General features: G+C 30.6%; 24 protein-coding genes. All 24 read left to right on the top strand.

Features of this window, described 5'->3' with window-relative positions; all coding sequences use genetic code 11:
* Positions 1-4: 4 nt before the first annotated feature.
* The 24 genes from B3J31_RS06570 (at position 5) to B3J31_RS06455 (ending at position 25,759) form a co-directional block, all read left to right on the top strand.
* On the top strand, positions 5-970 hold the full coding sequence (locus tag B3J31_RS06570; RefSeq protein ID WP_150843837.1) for a bifunctional riboflavin kinase/FAD synthetase: 966 nt from the start codon (positions 5-7) through the stop codon (positions 968-970).
* Between the two features lie 146 nt (positions 971-1,116).
* A complete protein-coding gene (gene rpsO / locus B3J31_RS06565; RefSeq protein WP_150843836.1) occupies positions 1,117-1,380 on the top strand; it encodes a 30S ribosomal protein S15 in 264 nt (87 codons plus the stop codon).
* 109 nt (positions 1,381-1,489) lie between these two features.
* A complete protein-coding gene (locus B3J31_RS06560; protein ID WP_346867841.1) occupies positions 1,490-3,598 on the top strand; it encodes a polyribonucleotide nucleotidyltransferase in 2,109 nt (702 codons plus the stop codon).
* Between the two features lie 189 nt (positions 3,599-3,787).
* Positions 3,788-4,063, top strand: coding sequence for a YlmC/YmxH family sporulation protein (locus B3J31_RS06555; RefSeq protein WP_150843834.1), 276 nt, complete (start codon positions 3,788-3,790; stop codon positions 4,061-4,063).
* A 13-nt stretch (positions 4,064-4,076) separates the two neighbouring features.
* On the top strand, positions 4,077-5,264 hold the full coding sequence (gene dapG, locus B3J31_RS06550; RefSeq protein ID WP_150843833.1) for an aspartate kinase: 1,188 nt from the start codon (positions 4,077-4,079) through the stop codon (positions 5,262-5,264).
* A gap of 53 nt (positions 5,265-5,317) precedes the next feature.
* The gene (locus tag B3J31_RS06545; RefSeq protein ID WP_346867842.1) at positions 5,318-6,160 is read left to right on the top strand and encodes a ClpP family protease; all 843 of its coding nucleotides are present in this window, start codon (positions 5,318-5,320) and stop codon (positions 6,158-6,160) included.
* 153 nt (positions 6,161-6,313) lie between these two features.
* Positions 6,314-8,623, top strand: coding sequence for an FtsK/SpoIIIE family DNA translocase (locus B3J31_RS06540; RefSeq protein WP_346867843.1), 2,310 nt, complete (start codon positions 6,314-6,316; stop codon positions 8,621-8,623).
* Between the two features lie 75 nt (positions 8,624-8,698).
* Entirely contained in the window at positions 8,699-10,018 is a 1,320-nt protein-coding gene (rimO, locus tag B3J31_RS06535; RefSeq protein WP_346867844.1) for a 30S ribosomal protein S12 methylthiotransferase RimO, read from the top strand.
* A gap of 245 nt (positions 10,019-10,263) precedes the next feature.
* Positions 10,264-10,806: a CDP-diacylglycerol--glycerol-3-phosphate 3-phosphatidyltransferase gene (pgsA, locus tag B3J31_RS06530; protein ID WP_150843829.1), complete on the top strand. Its 543-nt coding sequence runs from the start codon at positions 10,264-10,266 to the stop codon at positions 10,804-10,806.
* Between the two features lie 164 nt (positions 10,807-10,970).
* Positions 10,971-12,005: a recombinase RecA gene (recA, locus tag B3J31_RS06525; RefSeq protein WP_346867845.1), complete on the top strand. Its 1,035-nt coding sequence runs from the start codon at positions 10,971-10,973 to the stop codon at positions 12,003-12,005.
* Between the two features lie 389 nt (positions 12,006-12,394).
* Complete coding sequence (gene rny / locus B3J31_RS06520) at positions 12,395-13,948, top strand: ribonuclease Y (protein WP_150843827.1); 1,554 nt, start codon at positions 12,395-12,397, stop codon at positions 13,946-13,948.
* 198 nt (positions 13,949-14,146) lie between these two features.
* Positions 14,147-14,416: a stage V sporulation protein S gene (locus tag B3J31_RS06515; RefSeq protein WP_150843826.1), complete on the top strand. Its 270-nt coding sequence runs from the start codon at positions 14,147-14,149 to the stop codon at positions 14,414-14,416.
* Between the two features lie 375 nt (positions 14,417-14,791).
* On the top strand, positions 14,792-15,985 hold the full coding sequence (locus B3J31_RS06510) for a pyridoxal phosphate-dependent aminotransferase (protein WP_346867846.1): 1,194 nt from the start codon (positions 14,792-14,794) through the stop codon (positions 15,983-15,985).
* Positions 15,986-16,008: 23 nt separating this feature from the next.
* Positions 16,009-16,263 (top strand): HPr family phosphocarrier protein, encoded by a 255-nt coding sequence (locus B3J31_RS06505; protein WP_035128745.1) that lies wholly within the window; start codon positions 16,009-16,011, stop codon positions 16,261-16,263.
* 67 nt (positions 16,264-16,330) lie between these two features.
* Complete coding sequence (locus B3J31_RS06500) at positions 16,331-17,305, top strand: tyrosine-type recombinase/integrase (protein WP_346867847.1); 975 nt, start codon at positions 16,331-16,333, stop codon at positions 17,303-17,305.
* 69 nt (positions 17,306-17,374) lie between these two features.
* Positions 17,375-17,863, top strand: coding sequence for a hypothetical protein (locus B3J31_RS06495; RefSeq protein WP_346867848.1), 489 nt, complete (start codon positions 17,375-17,377; stop codon positions 17,861-17,863).
* Between the two features lie 157 nt (positions 17,864-18,020).
* Positions 18,021-18,785 (top strand): SPOR domain-containing protein, encoded by a 765-nt coding sequence (locus B3J31_RS06490; protein ID WP_150843822.1) that lies wholly within the window; start codon positions 18,021-18,023, stop codon positions 18,783-18,785.
* A 207-nt stretch (positions 18,786-18,992) separates the two neighbouring features.
* On the top strand, positions 18,993-19,253 hold the full coding sequence (locus B3J31_RS06485; RefSeq protein ID WP_035128757.1) for a DUF4321 domain-containing protein: 261 nt from the start codon (positions 18,993-18,995) through the stop codon (positions 19,251-19,253).
* A 9-nt stretch (positions 19,254-19,262) separates the two neighbouring features.
* Positions 19,263-19,838 (top strand): Maf-like protein, encoded by a 576-nt coding sequence (locus tag B3J31_RS06480; protein ID WP_346867849.1) that lies wholly within the window; start codon positions 19,263-19,265, stop codon positions 19,836-19,838.
* 12 nt (positions 19,839-19,850) lie between these two features.
* Positions 19,851-20,537: a RadC family protein gene (gene radC, locus B3J31_RS06475; protein WP_035128763.1), complete on the top strand. Its 687-nt coding sequence runs from the start codon at positions 19,851-19,853 to the stop codon at positions 20,535-20,537.
* 18 nt (positions 20,538-20,555) lie between these two features.
* On the top strand, positions 20,556-21,563 hold the full coding sequence (locus tag B3J31_RS06470) for a rod shape-determining protein (RefSeq protein WP_035128766.1): 1,008 nt from the start codon (positions 20,556-20,558) through the stop codon (positions 21,561-21,563).
* Between the two features lie 3 nt (positions 21,564-21,566).
* Entirely contained in the window at positions 21,567-22,412 is an 846-nt protein-coding gene (gene mreC, locus B3J31_RS06465) for a rod shape-determining protein MreC (RefSeq protein ID WP_150843820.1), read from the top strand.
* Complete coding sequence (gene mreD, locus B3J31_RS06460; protein WP_150843819.1) at positions 22,399-22,914, top strand: rod shape-determining protein MreD; 516 nt, start codon at positions 22,399-22,401, stop codon at positions 22,912-22,914. The genes mreC and mreD overlap by 14 nt, the downstream gene beginning before the upstream one ends.
* A gap of 7 nt (positions 22,915-22,921) precedes the next feature.
* Positions 22,922-25,759 (top strand): penicillin-binding transpeptidase domain-containing protein, encoded by a 2,838-nt coding sequence (locus B3J31_RS06455; RefSeq protein ID WP_346867850.1) that lies wholly within the window; start codon positions 22,922-22,924, stop codon positions 25,757-25,759.
* Positions 25,760-25,770 lie beyond the last annotated feature (11 nt).

The raw sequence follows: 25,770 nt of genomic DNA, 5'->3' as shown, positions 1-25,770 counted from the left end.
ATTTATGAAAATTATACAAGATAATTTTAATGAAATCATTGAAACTCCTAGTATAATTGTTCTGGGAAGTTTTGATGGTATACATAGTGGTCATAGAGAATTAATTAATAGTGCTAAGGAATTAGCAGAGAAGATTAAATTAAGTGAAAAGATAGAAGATGTAGAGGTAATGGTATGTACCTTTAAAAATCATCCTTTGTCTGTTGTTAATAAAGAGATTTGTCCAAAACTAATAATGAGCAATGAAGAGAAAGCTATTTTATTTGAAAAACTTCAAGTGAATATATTGAATTTTATGGAGTTTAATAAGGAATTCATGTCAATTTCACCAGAACAATTCATTAATAATTTAAAGAAGCATTATAATGCTAAAGGTATAGTAGTTGGCTTTAATTATCGTTTTGGATATAAAAATTTAGGTGATGTAGAGATTCTTAAAAAATATAGTGAAATATTAGACTATGAACTTTTTGTAGTAGAGCCCATAACTTCAGATGGAGAAGTGGTAAGTAGCTCTGCCATTAGACATAATCTTCAAGAAGGAAATATAGAAAGAGCTAATAAGTTTCTTGATAGACCATTTATGTTAAGTGGAAATATAATTAAGGGTAAGCAGATAGGTAGAACCATGGGATTTCCTACTGTAAACTTAAATTATGATAAAAAATTTGTAGTACCTAAGGGTGGAGTTTATGGAACTATTGTAGAGTATAAAAATTGCTTTTATAAAGCCATAACTAATATTGGATACAATCCTACCCTAGAAGGTAGTAAATTAAGTATTGAAACTAATATTTTAAATTTTGATAAAAATATATATGGAGAAGAAATTAAACTATATTTTATAGAGAAAATAAGAGAAGAAAAAAGATTTGGATCAATTGATGAATTAAAGAATCAACTATCCAAGGATAAAAATTATGTAAATAGTAAGGATTATTCTATATATATAGATAAAATCCCTAAATAACTAATTTTTACAAATTTTTAATTAGTTTTTCTATTTACAAAATAAATTTAGTTTGATATAATTTCATATGAACCTTATGCTATGTATTCTGAATGCCAACGGGGTACATGGCATATGGCGATTTAACTATTGGAGGTGCATACAATATGGAAAAGGCAAGAAAACAAGAAATAATGCAACAATTTGCAAGAACAGAAGGAGATACAGGTTCTCCAGAAGTACAAATAGCATTATTAACAGAAAGAATTAAGGAATTAACTGAGCATTTAAAAGTTCACAAAAAAGACCACCACTCAAGAAGAGGTCTTTTAATGATGGTTGGACAAAGAAAAGGACTTTTAAGCTACTTAAAGAAGCAAGATATCGAAAGATACCGTGTTATAATTGCTAAATTAGGAATTAGAAAATAATTAAGAGCGGCAAAGCCGCTCTATTATTTTAATTAAATAGCAAAAAAAAGATAATAATAAGTATATATCTATATATATATTTTTTTAATAACCGAAAGGAGGAGATTAAATGACAAATACGTTAAGTACTTCTGTAGCAGGAAGAGAAATGAAGATAGAAATTGGTAAAATTGGAAAGTTATCTGATTGTGCTATGTTTATTAGTTATGGAGAGACTGTAATCCTTGTAAATGTAAATGCGTCTGAAGAACCAAGACAAGGAATAGATTTTTTCCCACTAAGTGTAGAGTATGAAGAAAGACTATATGCAGTAGGTAAAATTCCAGGGGGATTTTTAAAGAGAGAGGGAAGACCATCAGAAAAAGCTATACTAAATTGTAGAGCTATAGATAGACCTATAAGACCTCTATTCCCAAAAGGATATAGAAATGATGTTCAAGTGGTTTGTACGGTATTATCTGTAGACCAAGATAATTCTCCAGAAATATTAGCTATGAATGCAGCTTCAATAGCATTACTTTTATCAAGTATACCATTTACTGATGCAGTAGCTACAGTATCAATTGGATTAATCGATGGAAAGTTTGTAGTTAACCCTACATCTAAAGAAAGAGAATTAAGCTCAATGCAATTAACTGTATGTGCTACTAAAGACAGAGTTATGATGATAGAAGCTGGTGGAGATGAAATTCCAGAAGAAACTATGATTGAAGCTATAGACTTTGGATTTAATCAGTGTCAATCTATTATAGCGTTCCAAGAAGAGGCTAGAGCTAAATTTGGAAAGGTTAAACCTGAGCCAGTACTATACAAAGCAAATGAAGAAATCCAAGGTGAAGTAAGAAACTTTGCTTTTGATATGTTAAAAGAAGCTATGTATATCACTGATAAAGATGAAAGAAATCTTAAAGTAAGTGAAATTAAAACTAAAATAAATGAAGAATTTTCTGAGAAGTATCCAGAGGGTGGAAGTGACATAGGAGAAGTTGTTTACAATATTCAAAAGGAAATTGTAAGAAACATGTTACTTAGAGATAAGAGAAGACCAGATGGAAGAGAATTTAATCAAATTAGATCTATATCTTGTGAAACTGGACTCCTTCCAAGAACTCATGGGACAGGATTATTTACAAGAGGATTAACTCAAGTAATGACTGTAGCTACATTGGGAGCTTTAGGTGATGTTCAAATCATAGATGGTATTGGAGAAGAAGACTTCAAGAGATATATGCATCACTACAATTTCCCAGCATACAGTGTTGGAGAAGTAAGACCACTTAGAGGACCAGGAAGAAGAGAAATAGGACACGGTGCTTTAGCTGAAAGAGCCTTAGAACCACTAATTCCTTCTATAGAGGAATTCCCATATGCAATAAGACTTGTTTCAGAAGTTTTAAGCTCTAACGGATCTACATCTCAAGCCAGTGTATGTGGAAGTACATTAGCATTACTTGATGCTGGAGTTCCAATAAAGAGACCAGCAGCAGGAATTGCCATGGGACTTATAACTAGCGAAGATTTAAGTGAAGAAGCTGTAATTACAGATATTCAAGGAATCGAAGACTTCTTTGGAGACATGGACTTTAAAGTTGCTGGTACAGAAAAAGGAATAACTTCAATTCAAGTTGATACAAAAATAAAAGGATTATCTAAGTATTGTATAAGAACAGCTATAGAAGATGCTAGAACTGCTAGATTATATATCTTAGATAAGATAAATGAATGTATAGCTGAGCCAAGAGCAGAGCTATCTCAATATGCTCCAAGAATGTACACTATAAATATAAAACCAGATAAAATTAGAGATATCATAGGACCTGGTGGAAAAACTATTAAGAAAATAATAGCAGATACAGGTGTTAAAATTGATACTAATGATGATGGTAAGATAGTTATAATGTCTACTGATAGTGAAAGTGCTAATGAAGCATTAAGAATCATTAAAGAAATCACTAAAGAAGTAGAAGCTGGAGAAATATACTTAGGTAAAGTTACTAAGATTATGGCTTTTGGTGCTTTTGTAGAGATACTTCCTGGTAAAGAAGGATTAGTACACATATCTAAATTAGCTAACGAAAGAGTAAATAAAGTAGAAGATGTAGTAGCTATAGGTGATGAAATACTTGTAAAAGTAACAGAAATCGATTCTCAAGGAAGAGTAAATCTTTCAAGAAAAGATGCATTAAAAGATAGTGAAGAGTCTAAAACAGAAGAGTAAATAGAAGTTAAAATAAAAAGGTAAAATGCCTTTTTATTTTTTTTTATTATAAAACATAAGAACATACTAGTGTATAATTTCATAAATTATATTATAATTGTATTAAGTTTCTTTAATTTACTCATAAATATATAATAGAAAACATATTAATCATAGTAATTTATATAATTATGTATGAGGTGATATGTGATGGAAGAAAAATATAGATTTTTAAGTGAAATGGAACGATATGAAATAATAAACATTAATGATGGAGATAAGTATAGTGTCCTGGGCAATAATGATATAGTTATAAATGAAAATGGTGAGCTAAAGCTACTATTACTTGGAGATGGAAAGTCTAGTAAGATGTTTTTTAGAAATAATGAGATGCTGGAAGTTTCATGGGATTATGTAAAGAAGATAGGCTCTAAAACTATAATCATCGATGTTGATGGGGAAACACTAAGAAAATCCCATATATAATATGGAGGTAAGTATGGATATAGTTGTTCAGAAATTTGGTGGTACATCAGTATCTAGTGAAAATAATAGAATATTAGTTACAAAAAAGATAAAAAAAGCTATAAAGGATGGATATAAACCTGTAGTAGTAGTATCAGCTATGGGGAGAAAAGGTTCTCCTTATGCAACAGATACATTATTATCTTTAGTTAATGAAGAATTTAAGATAAATAATAAAAGGGCCTTAGACTTACTTTTGTCCTGTGGGGAAACTTTAAGTACAGTGGTAATGTGTAATGATTTATTAAGAGAAGGTGTAGAGGCAGTTCCACTTATGGGTGGAGAAGCTGGTATAAGGACTGATAATAATTTTAATAATGCATCTATTTTAGATGTTAATCCGAAAAATGTACTAAAGGTATTAGAGCAGGGAAAAGTACCTGTAGTAGCAGGTTTTCAAGGTATAAGTGAAGAAGGTAGCATCACTACCATAGGAAGAGGTGGAAGTGACGTTACAGGGGCAATTTTAGGAGCAGCACTAAAGGCAAAGGAAGTTCAAATATATACAGATGTTGATGGTATAATGACAGCAGATCCAAGAATAGTTTCTAAGGCTTCACTAATTGAGAGTATAAGCTATGATGAAGTATTCCAATTTGCTGATCAAGGAGCTAAAGTAATACATCCTAGAGCTGTTGAAATATCTAGAAAATATAATATTCCATTAGTAATTAAAAATACTCTTAGTGATTGTGAAGGGACTACTATTTCTTCTTATGGGGAGGACAATGAAAGAATTATCACTGGAATTACTCATATGAGTAATAGAGTTCAAATAAGAATTAATGGAGGCTCAAAGGAGCACTGCAATAATATATTTCATATTTTAGCTGAAAATGAAATAAGTATTGATTTGATAAGTGTATTTGTAAATGATAAAATATTTACTATAAGTGAGGTAGACTTAGATAAGTTTAAAAATATAGCAACTAACTATGAAATTGATTATCAGTATACAGAAAATTGTAGCAAAATATCTATAATAGGTTCAAAGATGAGAGGAATACCTGGAGTTATGTCTAGAATTCTAAGGGCTTTAGAAGAAGGTAATATAGATATTCTTCAAACTGCTGATTCACATACAACTATTTGGTGTCTTGTAGAAAGTAATAAAGTTAAAGATGCTATAAATTTACTTCATAATGAATTTAAATTAGGGTAGTATATAAACACCTCTTAATGCACAGAATAAGAAACATTAGGAGGTGTTTTTCCATGATTAATGAAGCGGAAAATAAAAAACATAAGGAAGATAAAGATACTAAACACAAAAAAAATAATAAAAGTAAAGTTATAATAAATGAAGAAAATGAAGATGAACAAAATGAAGATGATAACTCTAAAGGAGTAAGTAAGGAAGTTGCAAACCTCAAAGAAGTAGGGGTCATGTCTGTAGCAAAGGCTGATGACAGGATTCAAGTTATACCTATAATAGGTCAGGTTGAAGGTCATAATATTTCTGGTAATCAAACTAAGTCTACTAAATATGAGTTGATTATTCCTCAGCTAATAGCTATTGAAAGAGATGTCAATGTAAAAGGTATACTCATAGTATTGAATACTGCAGGAGGGGATGTAGAAGCAGGATTAGCTATTGCAGAGATGATAACTAGTCTTAGTAAGCCTACAGTATCCATAGTCATAGGTGGAGGACACTCTATAGGAGTTCCATTAGCTACGGCATCAGATTATTCCTTTATAACTCCTTCAGCTACAATGATAGTGCATCCTGTAAGAATGAATGGATTTGTTATAGGTGTACCTCAAACCTTTGAATATTTTAGAAAGATGCAGGAGCGAATAGTTGAGTTCGTAGTTAGAACTTCAAAAATTGATTCAGACGATTTTAGAAGGCTTATGAGTCAAACAGATGAATTACTAAATGATATAGGAACTATATTGATAGGGGATCAAGCCGTAGAATGTGGTCTTATTGATGAAGTCGGTGGAATTAGAGAAGCCTTAGATAAATTAGAAGAGTTAATAAGTGAAGGTGAAAAAAATCAACTAGAAATAAGTTCAGAAGAAAATATTAGTGAAGAAATAGATAAAATTTAACAATTCACCATTGAGTTGTCAGCAAAATCATGTTGGCAACTTTTTATTTGTAAAAAAATTTGAAATATAGGTGGATTTCAATGTACAATATATTGAGATGGATAAATGGAAATTATTTTCATGAATCTTAGGAAGAGTTTTGGAGGAGATACTATGACTAAAGGAAAAGAAACTTTAAAAAAGAAAAATAGCAGTAAAAAAAGCACTGTTAAAAATAATAGTTCAAAAGCTAAGGGAGCAAAAAAGGATAAACTTTTTGATTTTAATGGAATTATACTGATAACCCTAGGTGTTTTAATATTTTTAGCTTTACTATCAGTTATGTTTTCAGACCCAACATCTTTGGCTGGGGACATGGGAGTATTTATTAATAGAATTTTTATAGGACTTCTTGGAATTGGTGCCTATGTTTTACCTTTTGTGCTTATTTATATGGGAGTAAGTTACATAAAAATAGATAAATATCTAAAGATAACAAAAAAATCCCTTGGAATTTTAATATTTATAGTTACTACCATGATTTTTGTTGAACTTATAGTATTACCTGCTTACTATGTAAAAGGAAATATGGCAAGTGCTATTATAGATCAATTTAAATCTAAGTCTGTACTTCACGGAGGTATTATATCTTTAATAATTACTGTTCCTATAAGTTCACTTTTAGGAAAGGTAGGTAGTTATATAGTTTTATTTGCTTTATATATAATATCTTTAGTTTTAATTAATAATATTACTATAAAAGAGTTATTTACCTTTGAAAAAGTAAAAAGCAAAAAAAAGTCAAGGGATTTGAAGCAAACTAATATTGCAATTGATGAAGCTATGGAATATGTATCAGCAGATGGGAATACTAGAGACAATGGAAGCAGTGATGAGTCGAAGATTAAAATTATAGATTTTATGAAGATGGATGAAGAAGAGAATAGATTTGAAGGAAAAACAGAAACAAGTATAGAACAACCTAATAAGTCAAAGGAAAATAGAAATAATATAGAGGATATAGATATTGACATTTCCTTTGGTGATGGAAACAAAATATATGCTTATGAACATCCTGCACCAGAACTCCTTCATAAAAATTTAAGTAGTTTAGGTAAAAATAGCGATAAAAAAGACCTCCTTAATAGTGCTAATAAACTTCAAGAAACTTTAGAAAGTTTTGGAGTTGAAGCTAAGGTAATACAGGTTACAAAAGGTCCATCTGTAACTAGATTTGAATTACAACCCCATGTAGGAGTTAAGGTTAGTAAGATAGTTAATCTAGCAGATGATATAGCTCTAAACTTAGCAGCCTCAGGAGTTAGGATAGAGGCTCCAATCCCTGGAAAGGCAGCAGTGGGTATAGAAGTACCGAATAAAGATTTATCAGCAGTATTTTTAAGAGAGGTAATAGAAAGTGAAGAGTTTACGCTCACTAAGAAAAATTTAGCCTTTGCCCTTGGAAAGGATATTGCAGGAAATTGTGTAGTGGGAGATTTATCTAAGATGCCTCACCTTTTGATTGCAGGAGCTACAGGTTCAGGAAAAAGTGTATGTATCAATACTCTATTAATAAGTTTATTATATAAATATACACCTCAAGAGGTTAAATTGCTGTTAATAGACCCTAAAGTGGTAGAACTTAATATATACAATGGAATACCACACCTATTAATTCCAGTAGTTACAGAACCTAAAAAGGCTGCAGGAGCATTAAATTGGGCAGTTAATGAAATGACTAGAAGATATAAACTCTTTGCAGATAATAACGTAAGAAATATTGAAGGATATAACGACTTTGTAGAAAAGGGAATAATAGAAGAAAAACTTCCATGGATTGTAATAATAATTGATGAGTTAGCAGACTTAATGATGGTATGTCCAAATGATGTTGAGGAATATATAGGTAGACTTGCTCAAATGGCTAGGGCCGCAGGAATGCATTTAGTAATAGCAACACAAAGACCATCTGTAGATGTAATTACAGGGGTAATTAAAGCTAATATACCATCTAGGATATCCTTCGCTGTTTCAAGTCAAATAGACTCAAGAACTATACTAGACTCTTCGGGAGCAGAGAAGCTTTTAGGTAAAGGGGATATGCTATATTATCCTGTAGGTGAATCGAAGCCACTTAGAATTCAAGGAGCCTTTGTGTCTGAGGAAGAAGTAGAGACGGTAGTAGAATTTATTCGTAATGGATTAAAGGAATTAGAGTATAAAAAAGAAATCATGGATGAAATAGAAAATAGTGTTTCCAAATCTAAGGGTGGAGAAGATTGTGATGAGTTAATAGATGAAGCTATTAAAATTGTATTAGAAGAAGGGCAAGCTTCAACATCCTTATTGCAGAGAAGACTAAAAATAGGGTATAATAGAGCGGCTAGAATTATAGATGAAATGGAAGCTGAAGGGATTATCTCTGGTCGTAATGGAAGTAAGCCAAGACAGGTTTTTGGAAGAGATGATACTATGAGACAATAACTTCTTAATGAAACTTTCATTACAACACAAAAGAAGAGGTTTTAAATAATATAGAGATAACTTAGGAGGATAAAGGTGGAAAAATTAAAATTTGGAGTAATAAATTTAGGTTGTGACAAGAATAGAATAGATGCAGAAATTATAATAAGTAGTTTGAAGAGTAGGTATGAAGCGGTGACAGATGAAAGGCAGGCAGACATATTGCTAGTTAACACCTGTGGATTTATAGAAACTTCAAAGCAAGAATCTATTGATACCATATTAGAAATGGCAAAATATAAGAAAGATAAATGCAAGGTGCTCATAGCTACTGGGTGCTTAACTCAGAGATATGGTAGTGAGCTTTTAGAACTTATGCCGGAACTAGATATAATTTTAGGTGTAAATGATTATGATAAATTGCATGAATGTATTGAAAAATCTATGGAAACTGGAGAAAAGAGCTGTATTACAACTTATAGTGATACCAATATAAACATTGGTAAGAGACAGGTTACAACAGGAGGAAGTACTGCTTATATAAGAATATCTGAAGGGTGTAACAATATTTGTGCCTACTGTGCAATTCCTAAAATAAGAGGAAGATACAGAAGTAGGGATATGGAAGATATCCTTAAAGAAGCTAAAGAGTTAGCTTTAAATGGATATAAGGAGTTAATTATAGTAGCACAAGATACTACTAATTATGGGGTAGATATATATGGAGAAAAAACCTTACATATTCTTTTAAGAGAGCTAGGTAAAATTAAAAGTATAAAATGGATAAGGCTTCTTTATTGTTATGCAGAAGAGCTAACTGATGAAGTTATAAATGAAATAGCTATCAATGATAAGGTGTGTAAGTATATAGATATTCCTATACAACATATCAGTGATGATGTTTTAAAGGCCATGAGAAGAAAAGGAAGAAAGAAAATAATTACTGAAAATATTAAAAAGCTTAGAGATGCAGTTCCTAATATAACTATAAGAACTACTCTTATAGTAGGATTTCCAGGAGAAACAGAAGAGAACTTCTTAGAATTATTAAATTTCGTCAGAGAAACTAAATTTGATAAGCTAGGAGTATTTACTTACTCTCAAGAGGAAGGTACTGTGGCTGCAGAAATGGAAGGTCAAATAGAAGAAAATATTAAAGAAGAAAGACTTCACTCTATAATGATGGCTCAACAAAGTATATCAACAGAAATAAATAAAAATAAAATAGGTAGAACCTATGATGTGTTGATTGAAAGTAAAGAAAAAGGAACATATTGTGGAAGAAGTTATGAAATGGCTCCAGAAATTGACGGAGAAGTTTATGTAAAATCTAATAAATTAAGTATAGGTGATTTTGTTAAGGTAAAAATAAAAGATGCACTAGAGTATGATTTAATAGGAGAAATCCTTAAATAGTTTTTAGATTTATATATTTATAATAAAAAAATATTAATTAATAATATAGATAAGGATATAAAGTAAAATTAGTATTAATAAACTAAATAATTTTTAGATTTTATTGTATAATGTTTGTATAAGATAAAATAATTTATAATTACTATTATAAAAAATTTGTTTTTGATATTTATAATAAGAGGTAAATTTTAATTAGGTAAACAGATTATAAGATTGTTAAATTTCAGGAGTAGGAGATGTTAATGATGAATCTTGCAAATAAGCTTACAGTGCTAAGAATAATGTTAGTTCCAATATTCTTAATATGTGCAATACTTGATACCACCACAACTAATATTATTGCTTTATCAATATTTATTATAGCTTCAGCAACAGATAAATTAGATGGATATATAGCTAGAAGCAGAAATCAGATAACTAACTTTGGAAAATTCATGGATCCTCTAGCAGACAAGCTTTTAGTTACCTGTGCTCTAATACTTTTAGTTGAAAAAGGAATTGTTGCAGCCTGGGTAGTAGTTGTAATAATTGCTAGGGAATTTATAGTATCAGGATTAAGGACATTAGCTGCTTCACAAGGCGTGGTAATAGCTGCAAGTAATTGGGGAAAGCTGAAGACTGTAATTCAGATGATAGCTATCATAATGGGATTATTATCTCTAGTATATAATCCAGGGTGGCTTAATGTTACAACCCAGGTTACCATATACCTAGCAGCCGTTGTAACTATTGGATCTGGAGTGGATTATTTTATTAAAGGAAAAGATATTATAAATATTAATGAATAATGTTTATAATTCTATAACTATGTCAAAAATGGTAAAGAGTTCCTTGAAAGAAATTTAAAGGAACTCTTTACTATAACACTTGACCTGATAAATTAAATACTATATAATAAATATATAAGAACTATTGTTCGCGATGGAAGGATGTGAACCCTAAAGGGGAATTTATGAATAACGATAAATTAAAAGCATTAGAAGCAGCTATGGGACAGATAGAAAAGCAATTTGGTAAGGGCTCAATAATGAAATTAGGGGAAGAGAGCACTTTAAATATAGACTGCATATCTACAGGATGTTTAGGGCTAGATATTGCACTGGGAATTGGTGGAGTTCCAAGAGGAAGAATAATTGAGATTTTTGGACCAGAATCCTCTGGTAAAACTACTGTAGCTTTACATGTAGTTGCAGAAGCTCAAAAGAAGGGTGGTTGTGCAGCATATATAGATGCAGAACATGCCCTTGATCCAGTTTATGCAAAGGCATTAGGTGTAGACATTGATAACTTAATAGTATCTCAACCAGATACAGGTGAGCAGGCTCTTGAAATTACAGAAGCATTAGTTAGATCTGGTGCAATAGATATAGTAGTTATAGACTCTGTTGCTGCCTTAGTTCCAAAGGCTGAAATTGAAGGTGAAATGGGAGATGCCCATGTAGGTCTTCAAGCTAGACTTATGTCTCAAGCTTTAAGAAAACTTACAGGTTCTATAAACAAATCAAAGTGCTCTACTATATTTATAAACCAATTGAGAGAAAAAGTTGGAGTTATGTTTGGAAATCCAGAAACAACTCCAGGAGGAAGAGCTCTTAAATTCTATGCCTCTGTAAGAATTGATGTAAGAAAGATAGATACTATTAAACAAGGAGAAACCTTCTTAGGAAATAGAACTAGAGCTAAGATAACTAAGAATAAAGTTGCACCACCATTTAAACAATCAGAATTTGATATTATGTATGGTGAAGGAATATCTAGGGTTGGAGATATATTAGACATTGGTGTTAAAGAAGAAATTGTCCAAAAAAGTGGAGCTTGGTTTGCCTACGGAGACGTAAGACTAGGCCAAGGAAGAGAAAATGCTAAAAACTTTTTTAAGGAAAACCCAGAAATCGCCAATGAAATAGAAAATAAAATAAGAGAGAAGTACTCTTTGCCATTAAATAACAATCCAGTAAAAGTTGAGAATAAAGTAGAAGAAAATTAAATTACTTTATTAAATGAGATAGAAGATATATGAAGCTTTAAGTAAAAATATATAACTTAAGCTTTATATATCTTTTTTAATTAAAATTTTAAATATTGTGTATGAAATATACAAATAAATGTATAATTAAAGTATGTGATATTTTAATGAAAAAATTAAAGGTGATATTCTGATTAAAAATTTTTTTTAAAAGGTTCAAGTCGAGCCTAAGAGCTAAGTTGAGAGAATTTGTAGTATTTAGTAATAACCTTGACAATGATGTTAAAGTAATATAAAATGAATACAAATACTGGTTTAATATAAGAGGAATTGAATAGAATATGCACCTTTTCGAGCTTTCATTTTACTGCTAATATATGTCATAAAAAAAGCAAAGGAGGTGTTGGAAATTGACTGAACCAAGTCAAATTATTTTAATAATAGCTATTGCGCTAGTTGTTTGTTTAGTCGCTATTTTTGTTTTTATTTATACAAGAAAGAATATATCTTTAGCTAATGTATCTAAATCAGAGGAAGATGCTAAAAAGATTTTAGGTGAGGCACAAAAAGAAGCAGAATCTAAAAAGAAAGAAGCAATCCTTGAAGCTAAGGAAGAAGTTCATAGATTAAGAGCTGATTTTGATAAAGAGTCCAGAGAAAGAAGAAATGAAATTCAGCGATTAGAAAGAAGGGTTCTTCAAAAAGAGGAAACTTTAGATAAGAAAACCCTATCAATAGAAAGAAAAGAAGAAGTATTATCTAAAAAACAACAAGAGGTTGAGACATTAGAATCAGGAATACAAGAATTATATAATAGTGTAAGAGAAGAATTACAAAGAGTAGCAGGATTAACCTCAGAAGAAGCAAAGCAAATACTATTAGACGAAGTAAAAAGAGAAATTAAACATGAAACAGCAATAATGATTAAAGAAATTGAAGCTAAAGCTAAAGAGGAAGCCGATAAAAAGGCAAGAGAAGTTATAACATATGCTATACAGAGATGTGCAGCAGACCATGTAGCTGAATCTACAGTACATGTTGTATCACTTCCTAACGATGAAATGAAGGGAAGGATTATTGGGCGTGAAGGTAGAAATATAAGAGCCCTTGAAACTTTAACTGGAGTTGATTTAATAATAGATGATACTCCGGAAGCTGTTATTCTTTCAGCTTTTGATCCTATTAGAAGAGAGGTAGCTAAAATTGCCTTAGAAAAACTAATAGTTGATGGAAGAATACACCCAGCAAGAATTGAGGAAATGGTTGAAAAAGCGAAAAAAGATGTTGAGAATGACATAAGAGAAGAGGGCGAGCAAGCCACCTTCGAAACTGGTATCCATGGATTACATGTGGAAATAATCAGACTTTTAGGAAGATTGAAATATAGAACTAGTTATGGTCAAAATGTATTAAAACATTCTATAGAAGTTTCATACTTAGCAGGTCTTATGGCATCAGAGCTTGGAATGGATCCTACCATGGCAAAAAGGTGTGGATTATTACATGATATCGGTAAAGCTGTAGACCATGAAGTAGAAGGACCACATGCACTAATTGGTGCTGAGTTAGCTAAAAAATGTCATGAATCTCCAATAGTTGTAAACGCTATTGCAGCTCATCATGGAGATGTAGAGTATCAATCTCTAGAAGCAGTACTAGTTCAAGCAGCAGATGCTATATCAGCAGCTAGACCAGGTGCTAGAAGAGAAACTCTAGAAGCCTATATAAAAAGATTAGAAAAATTAGAAGAAATCGCAAACTCATATGAATGTGTAGAAAAGTCATATGCAATTCAAGCCGGAAGAGAAATCAGAATTATGATTAAACCAGATGATGTTGATGATGCAGGTGCTATTGAAGTGGCCAGAGATATTGTGAAGAAAATAGAATCAGAACTAGAATATCCGGGTCAAATAAAGGTTAATGTTATCAGAGAAACAAGAGCAGTAGAATATGCAAAGTAAAATTAGGTAATGAAAAAGGTGAGTCTCCTATTTAATAGGAGGCTTTTATTTATGTCTATTATATTAAGTGAAACTATAATTTGCAATAATCTGAAATTGTATTTTCAATAAAAGGAATTTTCAATTAAATGTAGAAATAATATATAGGATTCTAATAATATTAGTTTAATAAGTAGTAATAGTAGTAGGAGGTTTAATATGGAAGTATTAAAAGTTTCAGCAAGATCTAATCCTAATTCAGTAGCAGGAGCCCTGGCAGGAGTACTAAAACAAAGTAGTGGGGCAGAAATTCAAGCTATAGGAGCAGGAGCAATCAATCAAGCAGTAAAGGCTGTGGCTATAGCTAGAGGATTTGTAGCGCCTAGTGGAATGGACCTGGTGTGTATACCGGCATTTACAGATGTAGAAATTGATGGGGAAGAAAGAACTGCAATTAAATTGATAGTACAATCTAAAAATAATTTTTAGGTTATAAAGACATGAAATTAAAAATTTAATTTCATGTCTTTAATCTTTATATGTAGGTAAATAAGTTTCAGAACTTTGGACAAATGTTATAAAAAGTTAGTATGTAAATATAAAAAATGAGAATAATAATAGTAAGTTAAAATTACCATATAATCTTTACACTATATAGAATAAGTGTTATTATACAGATATGAAGTATATCTTTCATATGAAGTTCTAATGCATTTTAAAATTCATTAGATGTAGAATATCCAACTCGTTTATTATATTTTTGAGAATATAATTGAATGAAAAGGTTTAAATAATATTTCTTTTATTTGGATAGTTTTAATTATTTTATATTGTAAAGAATAAATATTAATGGGGGTAGTTATAATGATGCTATCAAAAAAAGCAATGGAAATTTCACCATCACTTACATTAGCAATTACAGCAAAGGCTAAAAAGATGAAAGCAGAGGGGATTGACGTTATAGGCTTCGGTGCAGGAGAGCCAGATTTTAATACTCCAAAAAATATACAGCGAGCTGCTATAAAGGCAATTGAAGCAGGTCAAACAAGATATACAGCGGCTTCAGGTATAATTGAATTAAAGGAAGCAGTTGTAAATAAGTTTAAAAAAGATAATAACTTAACTTATAAAACTTCTCAAATTATTATTTCAACAGGAGCTAAACAATGTTTAGCAAATATTTTTCAATCTATATTAAATCCGGGAGATGAAGTTTTAATAGGTGCTCCATATTGGGTTAGTTATCCAGAACTTGTACAATTGGCTGATGGAGTTCCAACTTTTGTTGACACAGAAGAAAGTAATTCTTTTAAACTAACAATTGAAGCTCTAGAAAAAGCTGTAACTAAAAAAACTAAAGCTATGATACTAAATAGCCCTAATAATCCAACAGGAACAGCTTATACGAAAGAAGAGTTAGAGAAAATTGCAACTTTTGCACAAAAACATGATATAATAATTATATCAGATGAAATATATGAAAAACTTTTATATGGAGAAAGTGGTCATATTTCTATAGCAAGTTTATCTGAAGATGCTTATAATAGAACAATAGTAATAAATGGGGTTTCAAAAGCTTATGCTATGACTGGATGGAGAATTGGTTATGCAGCAGCTAGTGAAAAGATAACTTCATTAATGTCAAACATACAAAGTCACACTACTTCAAATCCATGTTCAATATCTCAATATGCATCTGTAGAAGCTTTAAATGGAGATCAGAGCGAAGTTGAAAAAATGAAACAGGAATTTAAAAAGAGAAGAGATTTTATGGTAGATAAAATTAATTCTATAAATAACTTATCCTGTGTTAAACCAGAAGGTGCATTCTACGTTATGGTAAACATATCAAAGGTGTTAAATAAGGAAGTGGATGGAAAGATTATAAAAGACTCTCTTACATTCAGTGACCTGCTTCTTGAGAAGGAGAAGGTTGCAGTAATACCTGGTATTGCTTTTGGAGTAGATGATTTTATAAGATTATCTTATGCTACATCTATGGAAAACATAGAAAAAGGATTGAATAGAATAGAAGACTTTGTTAATGGCATAAAATAATTTCTCGTAAATGAGGTGATAATATGCTAACAAAGGAAATAATCATTAATAATCCACAGGGATTGCATGCAAGACCAGCAACTTTATTAGTTCAAAAGGCTACTACTTTTAAGTGTGAAGTTACTATAGAATGTAATGGTAAAGGAGCTAATGCAAAAAGTCTCATTGGAGTATTATCCTTAGGAGTTAATAAGGGATATACAGTAAAAATTATAACTAATGGAACTGATGAGGAACTTGCACTTACAGAAATCATTTCTACTGTAGAAGGATTATAATTGAAATAAAAGAACTGCTTAGGCGGTTCTTTTGTTCTATAGCAGATTTGTAAAGGAGGAGGATTTTATGAATGAAATAATATTGCATAGTAATAAGGAGCTTTACTTTGAAAAAAATAAACATTTTATTCAATGCTTCCTAGATATTAAGGGTGGAAGAAGTAAATATACAGCTATTTGCTATGAGAAAGATATAAAGGATTTTTTTAAAAGGTCAGATGTAACTGAAATAACAATAGAACATATAAGAGAAATAAATATATTTCATGTTCAAAAATTTATCCTGGATTTGCAAAATCAAGGATTATCTTCTGCAACCATTAATAGAAAGATATCATCTCTTTCTGCTCTTTATAAGTGGCTTATGAAGTATGAAGATAATTACAGTGATATAAGAATTATTAAGTTTAATCCTTTTGCTAATGTGAAGGAAGAAAAACCTATTGTAAATAATAAAGTTACAGAATTTTTGACTGAGGAAGAAAGTAAGATTTTACTGGGAAGTATTGATACTACATCTGTACTAGGACTTAGGAATAAAGCTATATTAGCCTTAGCACTCACCACTGCACTAAGAAAATCAGAAATGATAAATATAAAAATATGTGATATAAAAAAGTATGGAGAGTATGATGTTATAGAAGTCACTAGAAAAGGAAATAAAAAAGATTTAGTAAAGCTTCAACCTAAGGTGAAAAGTTTAATTGAGAAATATATTTTAGTTACAGGAAGAGATAAAGAAGAGTTTAACAATACCTATTTATTTATAGGACACTCCTCGAATAATAGAAATGGAGAGAAGTTAAATCCTAGTACTTTAAACTATATGCTTAAAAATATATGTAGTAAGTGCAATATAAATAAAAAATTAAAAGTTCACTCCACTAGACATACAGCTATAACTATGGCCATTACTCAAGGAGCTACCATAGAAAAAGTTAGAGAATTTGCAGCTCATAGTAGTATTGCTACTACCAATAGATATGTTCACTCTATAGACAAGCTTAAAGATAATCCAGGAGATAATATGGATATAATATAAAGTTATAGGAATTTATTAGAGGCTAAAGGCATACATTTTTAATGTAATATAAAAAATGGAGGTATGTTCATGGCTTTTGATAATGAATATGAATTTGTACCCTTGGCGCCTATGACACATAATTCTTTGCCCGATGAAATGAAAGATTTCATATCTGTATGTGGTATGATGGGAATAATGCCAAGAAATAATTTTATACATCCAATGCAAAAAGAGTTGGCTCAAGTTATAGATTTAAAAGAAACTAATGAGGACATAGATATTCCTGCGGAGGCTTATTTAGATGAAGACTTTGAAGATGATGTAGAGAGATATGTACAGGAGAATGAAAATAGATTATTGAAAGACTTTGATGATGAAAGAAGCTTTAACCCTACACAGGTTCCATCAAAAGAAGATAATAATGATGAACTTATGAGAATAGAAAAAGTTATTAAATCCATAGAAAGAAATAATCTAGGAGTATTCAAGTTTTTGGAAGTTAATGGAATGCCTTATGAAAAGGCAAAAAAATTTATTAGAAGAATAGTAAGGCTATCAATTCGTTATAATGAATAACATGAATAAAAAAATCGACTATGTCGATTTTTTTTGATTTTTATAATAAATTATATAGTAATATTTACCTCTAATTATATATATAAATTAATAGGACGTATTATTTTAAGGTTTAAATTTAAAATTAATGTTTATTAATTAGAAATGGGGGTATAAAATGAAGTACACAAGATACAATATTAAATCTAAACCAAAGAGTGGTAACAGTTTTTTGTTTTATTTAGCTATAACTTTACTTTTGGCATTACTATTAGGAACTTTTATATTTAAATTTGTACTTAAAGACTCGGGTAAAATAGGATTTATTAAGGGTATAGATATGAATAATTATAAGCAACAACAAAATAGTGGTAAAGTGCCTGGTAAAAGTGAAGTAAAGGAAGAAGGAAATTCAACTGGAGTAAAGGAAGAAAAAGCTGTGTCAGAATATAATTTTTATATACTACAGTGTGGTGTATTTAAAGTTAAAAGTAACGCTGATGAAACTTTAAATAAATTATCAGCCTTCGGTAATCCTTTTATAGGTCAAGAGGGAGAGCTATCTAAGGTATATTTTGGGATGTATTCTGATAAAAATATTGAAAATGGAGCTTCAATATTAAAAGAAAAGGGAATAGATAATACTAAAGTAACTATAAATATACCTATGGAAGATAATTCTACAAAACAATTTTGTGAAATCGTAGATAGTTTGTTGCAAGTAGTAAATAAAACTTCAGAAAGTGGTGTAAAATCTATTAATACCAGTGAACTTAAAAAGTGGATAGATGGATTGGAGAAAATAGATGAGAACATGAAACAATATAATGAAGTTAATTCTTTGAAGGAATATATAAAGGCTCTTCCAGATGAAGTAGATAAAAATAAGGATGGAGAAGTATTAAAATATGTCTATGACCAGCTAATAAAGTTTAAAAAATAAGGTTTATATTATTTTTAATAAGTTGATATAAGGCTATCTGTGAACAAAAGTTCACAGATAGCCTTAAATTATAAAAAAAGTTTAAAAAATTTGTTATAGTCTTGTGTAAAAAAATATTAAATGTTACACTATATTAGATATAAAATGTTATATTGGTTAATACAAATAGTATATTGCACATTTTAAATATACTGGGGGATGTTTTTTATGGGAAAATCATATAAAACCGCTAAAGAGTATGTATTTATAACTCTTCTGGGGGCTATTTCTGGAAGCTTTATTGGAGAATTTTTAGGAAATACTTTTAAAGCCTTAGATTTTTTAGGAAAAAACTACTTTATAGGATTGAAAAATCCTTTAGTCATTGATTTAAAGGTTTTAGAATTAACTTTTGGACTAGGATTTGGTCTGAATTTAATGGCTATAGTAGGTATGGTTTTAGCAATAGTATTATTTAAGAGATTCTAGGAGGAAGTTATGGATATAGTATTAGCTTCTGCATCACCAAGAAGGCAGGAATTATTAAAAAGGTTAGTAGATAATTTTAAAATAGAGATTAGTAACTTTGATGAGGATTCTGTTGAATTTCAAGGTGATATAGATAAACATGTGTGTGATTTAGCTGAAGGAAAAGCTAGAAATATTTTGAATAAAGTGCAGAAAGATAGTATTGTCATAGGCTGTGATACTATAGTATATTTAAATGGGAAAATTCTTGGGAAACCAATAAATGATAAAGATGCATTTGAAATGCTAAGGTCACTCAGTGGAAATGTACATAAAGTTTATTCCGGGCTAGTTTTAATAAACAGTAAAACCAATGAATTAATAAGAAAAAGCGTTTGTACTGAAGTTAAATTTATGAACCTATCTGAGGATATGATACTTAGGTATATTGAATCAGGTCAATGTAATGGTAAAGCTGGTGCCTATGGAATACAAGATAATGCTGCTATTTTTGTGGAGAATATTAATGGCTGTTATTACAATGTAGTAGGATTGCCTTTAAATACTTTATATTTATCACTAAGGGAGATGGGGGTAAATCAATAAAGGAGTTAGTTTATGAACTATAAATTAAAGATTAAAGATTTACCTAAAAATGAAAGACCTAGAGAAAAAATGTTAAGGTATGGGGCAGAATACCTGTCTAATTCTGAACTTTTAGCCCTTATATTGAGGACTGGAACAAAGGAAGATAGTGTTTTAAATCTATGTGATAGGTTATTATCTCATTGTGGAGGCATAAATGGAATTTCTAGCCCCAGTATTAATGATTTAAAGCAGGTAAAAGGAATAGGGGAGGTTAAAGCTACTCAAGTTTTAGCCCTTGCAGAGCTAGCTACCAGATTTAATTCTTTTAAATCCGGTGAGGAGCATATTGTAAGTAGTCCTAAAGATGTGTCTAATTATATGATGAGACAAATGAAAGGTTTAAAAAAAGAATATTTTAAGCTAATTATGTTAAATACTAAAAACATAATTATATCAGTTAAAGATATTTCTATAGGAAATTTAAATAGTTCCATTGTTCATCCGAGAGAAGTCTTTATAGAAGCTATAAAGCTTAGTAGTGCATCAGTGATATTGTGTCACAATCATCCATCAGGTGATCCAACACCTAGCAAAGAGGATATACTAATAACTAAAAGACTAAAGGAGTGTGGAACATTACTAGGAATTGAAGTTTTAGATCATATTATTATTGGTAACGAAGCTTATATAAGCTTAAAAGAAAAAGGTATTATATAGATTGAGAGGAGAGTTTTTATGGGTTTTTTTGGAAGTTCTAGAGACATTGGAATAGATTTAGGAACTGCAAACACATTAGTATATATTAAAGGAAAGGGTATCGTACTTAGAGAACCTTCCGTTGTAGCAATAAATAAAAATACAGGAAAAGTTTTAGCAGTAGGTAATGAAGCTAAAAATATGATAGGTAGAACACCAGGAAATATTGTAGCTATAAGACCAATGAAAGATGGAGTTATAGCAGATTTTGATGTAACTGAAAAGATGCTTAGACATTTTATTGAAAAGGTTGGAGGCAAAAATTCCTTTAAAAGTCCAAGAATCGTAGTTTGTTTCCCATCTGGGGTAACTGAAGTAGAGAAGAGAGCAATTGAAGAGGCAACTAAGAGTGCTGGAGCTAGAGAAGTTGGATTATTAGAAGAACCAATGGCAGCAGCTATAGGTGCTGGACTTCCAGTTGGAGAACCTACAGGAAGCATGGTTGTAGATATCGGTGGAGGTACTACAGAAGTAGCAATAATTTCTTTAGGTGGAGTTGTTACAAGTATGTCATTAAGAGTTGCAGGTGATGAATTAGATCAAGCAATCATAGCATACATAAAAAAACAATATAACTTAATGATTGGTGAGAGAACTTCAGAAAATATAAAAATACAATTAGGTTCAGCTTACGAAGTAGAAGAAAAGGCAGAGAATATGCAAATTAGAGGAAGAGATTTAATAAGTGGTCTTCCTAAAGTGGTAGAAATAGGTGAAGATGAAGTAAGAGAAGCTTTAAGAGAACCTGTATACTCTATTATAGAAGCTATAAAAACAACACTAGAAAAAACACCACCAGAACTTGCAGCAGATATTATGGATAAAGGTATAATGCTTACAGGTGGAGGAGCCTTATTAAAAGGATTAGATGCACTAATAGCCCATGAAACCCATATGCCAGTAAATATAGCGGAAATACCATTAGATTGTGTAGCTGTAGGAGCTGGAAAAGCATTAGATAATGTAGATATTATGAGTAGAAGATAAAAAATGAAGATATTCAAGAATAAGCTGGCAGTAATAGTTATACTACTGTCAGTGTCCTTTTTGGGGTTAATTGGTTATTCAGTTCAAAAAGACAAGATGTCCATGGTGGAAGATGGTGTAGGAAGTGCTATAAACTCTGTTCAAGGTGTTGTTTATAAAATAGGTAGTAAAATAAAAAGTTCTTTTAGTTTAGTACTTAATATAGGAAATATAAAGAGTGAAAATGATGAGTTGAAAAAACAAAATGAGAAGTTGAAATTTAATGCTATTCAAAATGATCTTTTAAGAAAAGAAAATGACAGACTTAGAGGCATGTTAAACTTTGCTAGTGCAAATGCTCAGTATAATTATATAGGTGTAGATATTTTGGGCTTAGTTGGAAATAATTTTTTGGATGGATATGTAATCAATAAAGGTGAAAAAGATGGAATAGAAAAAGGTATGATTGCCTTGGAAGGAGAAGGACTAGTTGGTCAAATTACTAGTGTTGGTAGTAATTGGAGTATAGTTCAATCTATTTGTAATGAGAATATGGCTGTAGCAGGATATGTATTGAGCACTGAAGAAAGTAATGGTATTGTAAAGGGTTATAAGGGGAATGAAGATAAATTTCTTACGGAAATTACAGGACTTTCCTTAGATTCAAAAATTAAAGAAGGGGACACTATACTAACTTCTGGACTAGGTGGCATATATCCAAAAGGAATTAAAATAGGAGATGTTCTAGAAATTTATGAGGATAGAGCAAAGGTCGTGAAGAGTGCAATTGTGAAGCCTGCAGTAGATTTTAATAAGGTAGAGCAACTTGTAATAATAGTGCCAAAGGAAAAAAGAGATGTCAAAAACTAATAATAAATTTAAAAAAATATTATATTTATTTTTAATAATCACCATTCTTTTTATTTTTGATAATACCATTATAACTTTTTTTGCTATTAAAAATATATATCCAAGCGTTCTTTTTGTATTTATAGTTTGTTATTCCATTATAAATGGATATGGTGAAGCAACAATTATTGGTATTATAACAGGGATTCTTCAAGACATTTATTTTCCAGGAGTCATGGGAATTAACATGTTAATAAACATGTTAATTTGTTTAATGGCAGCTAAAATTGGAAAAGGAATTTTTAAGGATAAGGTTATAATACCTATTTTTTCAACATTCCTACTAAGTTTACTAAAGAGTATTGCTATTTTTGCTATATTTATATTAATAGGAGCTAGTAATAATTTTTTACACTTAATCATATATAAAGCTATTTATGAGATGATAATAGCTTTACTGATATATAGGATTATACTTAAGTTTAGTGAAACCAAAACTATAAAAAAGGAATGGAGATTCTAAAGAAAGTATGAAAAAAAATAAAAAAATAATTAGAAATAAAAAAAATAAAAAAAGTTTTTCAAGATATAATTTATTTTATATAGCTATGGTAGTTATCTTCATTGGAATTACTTCAAGATTACTTTTTTTACAAATAGTAATGGTAGAGGATTATAGAGAAAGAGCAAATAGCAATAAATATAAAACAGTATCTGTTGCAGCAGCTAGGGGAGATATAGTAGATAGAAATGGTAAAGTTTTTGCCCAAAGTGTTCAAAATTATGTATTACAATTTAGTGAGACAGAAGAAAGTAAAGAGCATTTCTTTAAAACTATGTCTAAAGTTTTTGAAATATTAGATAAAAAGCAAATACCAATTGTAGATGAATTTCCTATAATTATAAATAATGAAGGAAAGTTAGAATATAACTTCAAAGCTACCGATGAATCAAGTAGAAAATGGCTAGAACTTAGATTTAAAAAGGATAGAGGTTTTTTAGAGCAGGTAGTAAAGAAAGAATATGGTGAGGGTAAGAAGAGTTCAGAGCTTACAGAAGAACAAAAAAATTATATGGATGTTTTGTTATTACAGATAACTGCAGAAGAGGCCTATAAAACTTTAGAGAAAGATTATGGTGTAGATAGGTACTATGAGTTAACTCTTCATGAAAGAAGAAGATTTTTACTATTAAAAGATGCTATGAAGATGCAAAGTTTTTCAGGGTATAGCCCAGTAGTAATTGCAAATACTTTAGATCAAGAAACTGCCTTTGTATTTGAGCAACTACAACCAGATATGCCAGGTATAATAGTTGATACTCAGCCTATGAGATCTTATCCTAATGGAGAGTTAGGTTCAGCATTTCTAGGGTACATGTCTCAAATTAACCCTTGGGAACAAGAAAAATATGAAGAAAAGGGTTATGATGTAAGTACTGATGACATAGGAAAAGCAGGTATTGAAGCAGCCTATGAAGCCTATTTAAAGGGAACTAAGGGACAAGAGAGTATAGAAATTAATAAGCAAGGACGTAGAGTTAGAACTCTAGGACAGGTAGAAGCTTATCAAGGAAAAACTGTGCAATTAAATATTGATATGGATGTACAAAGAGCTGCAGAAAAGGCACTAGACGAAGTGATGACTAATCTTCAAAAGAGTGGAAAAAATTATTATGGAGATAGTACTAATGCCACTAGAGGAGCAGCCGTAGCCATAAGTACTAAGGGAGAAGTGTTAGCCCTTGTTAGTAAACCAGGTTTTGATCCTAATATATTTACTGACCCTGGAAAATTAACTACTGAATTGTCACAACAATACTTTAACCCAGATTTAGAAGCCATGGGAAAAGAATATATTAAAAAAAGAGGTCTTGCAAATATAAAGGGTATTTTAACAGCTGAGGAATTAACAACTTTAAGCTTAGAAAAAAGAGAACAACTATTGCTTGATAGAATGTTCCCAATAGATAAAAGTATACCAGGAAATACTACAAGAAGAGAAGATAGATATGATATATTCCCTAAACCTTTTTATAATTACGGAACCTTATCATTAGTTCCACCAGGATCTACTTTTAAGCCAGCTACTGCTCTTGCAGGGTTAGAAGAAGGTGTTATTACTGGAGATACTGAGATTTTAGATGATGGTATATATGGGAAATACGGATATGGAGGATCTTGTTGGATATATAATATGAATAATAGACATGGTTCCCATGGTCGAATTAATGTTAAAGAAGCCTTAGAAGTTTCTTGTAACTATTTTTTCTTTGATGTGGCAGATCGCCTTTTTACAAAGGGTGGTGGAATGGAAAATCCTGAAGGTGCTTTAAATTTAATAGCAAAATATGGTTGGCAACTAGGACTAGGATTACCACAAGGCAGTGAACTAAAGGCATCTACAGGCATAGAAATTGAAGAAAATTTTGGTCAAATATACAATTATGAATCAAACAAAAATGTTCAAGCTAATACATTTATAAATCAAGTGGCTGAATATTTACAAAAAGGAATTAGTTCTATGAATGCAGCATCTCATTATAAGCCTTTTGACATTGTACAGCAAGAGGAGATTGGAACAGGTAAAGAACTAGAGCAAATAAAACTTACCAATTCTAAGAAAAAGACTTTAGTGGATGTAATTAGAGAAGAAATAAAAAAAGAAGAGATGTCTACCTCTGATGATATCCTAGAAAGATTTAAACCTTTAATTCAAGATATAATTAATACTAATGAGACTATAAAAGCCTTAGGATATTCTGAAGATGATATAGAAAATATTGCTCTAGCAATGTTCTATTGTGTAAATGATGCGCATTCATATATAAAGTCTCCAGGTAATGCCTATGATGCATCCATAGGTCAAGGTATGAATCAATTTACGCCATTACAATTAGCTAGTTATCTTGCTACCCTTTTAAATGGTGGAGAAAGATATGAAGTAAAGCTAGTTGATAAAATCATTGATAGTAAGACTAAAGAAGTTATAGAAGATATAGAACCAAAGGTTATAAGCAAAGCTAGTTTCAATAAGGCAAATATCGAAATTATTAAAGAGGGAATGGGAAAGGTTACTCGAGGAGAAAATGGTACAACTTCAGCTGTATTTAATGGGTTTCCTATACCTACTGGAGGTAAAACCGGTACTTCTAACGTTGTAACTTATGCTCTGCAAAAACCTCTTGGAAGGGATGCAGCCTCTGTATATGTAGGCTTTGCACCCTTTGATAATCCAGAGATTGTAGTATGTTCTATAGTATTTGATGCTGCCCATGGTGATGGAACTATTGCCAAGGCAATGTTTGAAGCTTATTTTAAGGAACAGATATTAAAAACTAATCCTAATTATGAATTTAAATATAAATAAAAAAAATAACA

The sequence above is a fragment of the Clostridium sp. UBA5988 genome, from assembly GCF_002435615.1.
Classification (GTDB): domain Bacteria; phylum Bacillota; class Clostridia; order Clostridiales; family Clostridiaceae; genus Clostridium_J; species Clostridium_J sulfidigenes.
The sequence above is the reverse complement of the archived record's forward strand: the minus strand, read 5'-3'. Positions and strand labels throughout refer to the sequence as shown.

Coding starts and splice junctions, on each gene's coding strand:
- B3J31_RS06510 (WP_346867846.1), top strand. CDS start 14,792: ATGATGCTATCAAAAAAAGCAATGGAAATTTCACCATCACTTACATTA.
- B3J31_RS06515 (WP_150843826.1), top strand. CDS start 14,147: ATGGAAGTATTAAAAGTTTCAGCAAGATCTAATCCTAATTCAGTAGCA.
- B3J31_RS06505 (WP_035128745.1), top strand. CDS start 16,009: ATGCTAACAAAGGAAATAATCATTAATAATCCACAGGGATTGCATGCA.
- B3J31_RS06500 (WP_346867847.1), top strand. CDS start 16,331: ATGAATGAAATAATATTGCATAGTAATAAGGAGCTTTACTTTGAAAAA.
- rpsO (WP_150843836.1), top strand. CDS start 1,117: ATGGAAAAGGCAAGAAAACAAGAAATAATGCAACAATTTGCAAGAACA.
- mreD (WP_150843819.1), top strand. CDS start 22,399: ATGTCAAAAACTAATAATAAATTTAAAAAAATATTATATTTATTTTTA.
- B3J31_RS06495 (WP_346867848.1), top strand. CDS start 17,375: ATGGCTTTTGATAATGAATATGAATTTGTACCCTTGGCGCCTATGACA.
- radC (WP_035128763.1), top strand. CDS start 19,851: ATGAACTATAAATTAAAGATTAAAGATTTACCTAAAAATGAAAGACCT.
- B3J31_RS06540 (WP_346867843.1), top strand. CDS start 6,314: ATGACTAAAGGAAAAGAAACTTTAAAAAAGAAAAATAGCAGTAAAAAA.
- B3J31_RS06470 (WP_035128766.1), top strand. CDS start 20,556: ATGGGTTTTTTTGGAAGTTCTAGAGACATTGGAATAGATTTAGGAACT.
- mreC (WP_150843820.1), top strand. CDS start 21,567: ATGAAGATATTCAAGAATAAGCTGGCAGTAATAGTTATACTACTGTCA.
- B3J31_RS06570 (WP_150843837.1), top strand. CDS start 5: ATGAAAATTATACAAGATAATTTTAATGAAATCATTGAAACTCCTAGT.
- B3J31_RS06455 (WP_346867850.1), top strand. CDS start 22,922: ATGAAAAAAAATAAAAAAATAATTAGAAATAAAAAAAATAAAAAAAGT.
- dapG (WP_150843833.1), top strand. CDS start 4,077: ATGGATATAGTTGTTCAGAAATTTGGTGGTACATCAGTATCTAGTGAA.
- B3J31_RS06545 (WP_346867842.1), top strand. CDS start 5,318: ATGATTAATGAAGCGGAAAATAAAAAACATAAGGAAGATAAAGATACT.
- B3J31_RS06555 (WP_150843834.1), top strand. CDS start 3,788: ATGGAAGAAAAATATAGATTTTTAAGTGAAATGGAACGATATGAAATA.
- pgsA (WP_150843829.1), top strand. CDS start 10,264: ATGAATCTTGCAAATAAGCTTACAGTGCTAAGAATAATGTTAGTTCCA.
- B3J31_RS06485 (WP_035128757.1), top strand. CDS start 18,993: ATGGGAAAATCATATAAAACCGCTAAAGAGTATGTATTTATAACTCTT.
- recA (WP_346867845.1), top strand. CDS start 10,971: ATGAATAACGATAAATTAAAAGCATTAGAAGCAGCTATGGGACAGATA.
- B3J31_RS06490 (WP_150843822.1), top strand. CDS start 18,021: ATGAAGTACACAAGATACAATATTAAATCTAAACCAAAGAGTGGTAAC.
- B3J31_RS06560 (WP_346867841.1), top strand. CDS start 1,490: ATGACAAATACGTTAAGTACTTCTGTAGCAGGAAGAGAAATGAAGATA.
- B3J31_RS06480 (WP_346867849.1), top strand. CDS start 19,263: ATGGATATAGTATTAGCTTCTGCATCACCAAGAAGGCAGGAATTATTA.